Annotated in this window: 1 protein-coding gene and 1 pseudogene; one reads left to right on the top strand and one right to left on the bottom strand. The window is 69.8% G+C overall.

Going from position 1 to position 2262, the window contains the following annotated elements:
• Nucleotides 1-42: 42 nt before the first annotated feature.
• Nucleotides 43-1716, bottom strand: coding sequence for an aldo/keto reductase (locus ACRX5W_RS32925; RefSeq protein ID WP_436792069.1), 1674 nt, complete (start codon nucleotides 1714-1716; stop codon nucleotides 43-45).
• A gap of 231 nt (nucleotides 1717-1947) precedes the next feature.
• Between ACRX5W_RS32925 and ACRX5W_RS32920 the strand changes: the two are divergent.
• A pseudogene (locus tag ACRX5W_RS32920) lies at nucleotides 1948-2262 on the top strand (amidohydrolase family protein); the annotation flags it as partial.

The following is a 2262-nucleotide window of genomic DNA, read 5'->3' as shown; positions in this document are numbered from 1 at the left end:
CTGGTTCCCTCCCCCCCCCGGCAGCCTGGTGGGGTTGTCCGGTCAGCGCACCGGTTCGTCCCACCGGTCAAGTTCGGCTGCGACCTCCGGGGGCATCGTGATCCCGGCCGCCACAAGGTGCGCGTCGAGTTCGGCAGGGGTTCGGGCCTGGACGAGCACCGAGGCGATCGGGCGCGTGCACTGCCAGGCGAGGTCCAACTGCCCGGGCGTACAACCGAGTTCCGCGGCGATGCGGTGGACGGCGGTGGCCCGGTCGCGGCGTTCGCCGGCTTCCGTCGTGCCCACCGGGAAAGCGCCTTCGCTGATGAAGCCCACCCCCTCCTCGGCCAGCAGCGGGAAGTGCTCGCGCTCCAAGTCCCGTACGGCCGACCCGTATCGGCCCTGATACGAGACGAAACGCGCACGGCCCAGCCGGTCGCTGACCGCCAGCGCCTTCATCAGGCGGTACGCGTGCAGGTTCGCTGCCCCGACGTACAACACCTTTCCGGCGCGCACGAGTTCGTCCAGGGCGCCGATCGTCTCCTCCAACGGCGTGGACGGGTCGTCGACGTGCAGTTGGTAGAGATCGATGTGGTCCGTCCCGAGCCGGCGCAGGCTCGCGTCGCACGCGGCGCGGATGTGTCGGCGGCTGTTCACACCGTCACTCGTCGTCGGCGGCGCGACTCGTGTGGCCAGGACGGCGTCGCCGCGCCGGTCTCGCAACGCGCGACCGCAGATCTCCTCCGCGACACCGTGCGTGTCGGCGGTTTGGACGAGGTTGCCGCCGGCGTCGAGATACCGGTGGATGAGCTCGACCGCCGTCCGTTCGTCGCAGCCGGAACCGGGCATGCCGAAGACCGTGGCGTCCAGCCCGATGCACGACACGCGCAGGCCGCTGTTGCCGACGCGTCGGTACTGCGGGGTCGGCGTCGCACCGACATCGCCGGCCACGGCACGCGCGGTTGCCTTGTGCGCGGACGACTCGGGGGGCGGCTGAGACGACGGCCGCGGTGTCGGCTCAGGCGTCGGCTCAGGTGTCGACTCCGACACGGGCTGAACCGTGCCGTGAAGCGCCGGCCCACCCTCCTGCCGCACGAGCACACCGTTCAGGAACAGCCGCACCGCGTGCCGGATGTGCCGTTCCTCGTCCTCGGGCGAGCGCTGCGTGCCGTACGCGGCCAGCCAGGCCGGCATCGCGCCCACCTGCGCGAAGAACTGCTCGGCCGCGAGTTCGATGTCGGGAACCGCGATGGTCCCCGCCTGCTGGTGGCGGCGCAGCAGGTCGATCAGCACCTTGATGCGCGGGGTCCAGGTGACCGCCTGGGAGCTTGCCGCGAATTCGGGGAAGCGCCCGGCCACCGCGATCGACATGCGGCTGAGCCGCACGAGGTCCGGGTCGACGGACCGGGCCAGGATCGCGTGCGCCATCACCGTCAGCGCCTCCGCGAGATCGTCCGGCAGCGGCTCGGCGACCGGTTCACTGCGTTCGTGACGGGTCAGCGCCCATTTGGTGACCGCGATGAACAGCGCGCGTTTGTCGGCATAGCGGGAGTACAGCGTGCCCTTGGTGATGCCGGCGGCCTGCGCGACGGCCTCCATGGTGGTGGCGTCGTAGCCGTGCTCCAGGAACGTGTCGAAGGCGGCTCGTCGCAGCCGCTCCGTCAGCCGGGCCGCTTCGGTCGACGTCGGCCGCCCGCCGGCACGCGGTCGTGTGCTGCTCGCCTTGGACTCACCCATTACTGCACGACTCCGTCTGTATAAATGTCACCGCCGAGCCACGGCATGCTCGCCCCTGCTCCCGTGCGGAACTCATTGACCTATAACCGTACTCAGTCGTACGGTTTGCTTCGCCCGCACTATCGCATCGACTCGGAGGCAGACTAATGCCGCACATCGGCAGGCCCGGCGCGGGCGACGAGGCGGAGCACGCCTCGGGGGCGGCCTGCGACAAGAGGGGAAGACGGTCCCATGCACCGCGATGACATGATCCTGATCAGCGTCGACGACCACATCATCGAGCCGCCGGACATGTTCGTTAACCACCTCCCGGAGCGCTACAAGGACGACGCCCCGCGCCTGGTGCACCGCGAAGACGGTACGGACGTCTGGCAGTTCCGCGACACCGTGATCACCAACTCCGCACTCAACGCCGTCGCCGGGCGCCCGAAGGAGGAGTACGGCCTCGAACCCCAGGGCCTCGACGAGATCCGCCCCGGCTGCTACGACGTGGACGAGCGGGTCAAGGACATGAACGCGGGCGGCATGCTCGCGCAGATGAACTTC

This window comes from Yinghuangia sp. YIM S10712 (genome assembly GCF_051388935.1).
In the GTDB taxonomy this organism is placed as follows: Bacteria; Actinomycetota; Actinomycetes; order Streptomycetales; family Streptomycetaceae; genus Yinghuangia.
This window is presented reverse-complemented; position numbering and strand designations above follow the sequence as displayed.

Bases quoted from the DNA above. Each gene is read 5' to 3' on its own strand.
- ACRX5W_RS32925 (WP_436792069.1), bottom strand. From the start codon at position 1,716: ATGGGTGAGTCCAAGGCGAGCAGCACACGACCGCGTGCCGGCGGGCGG.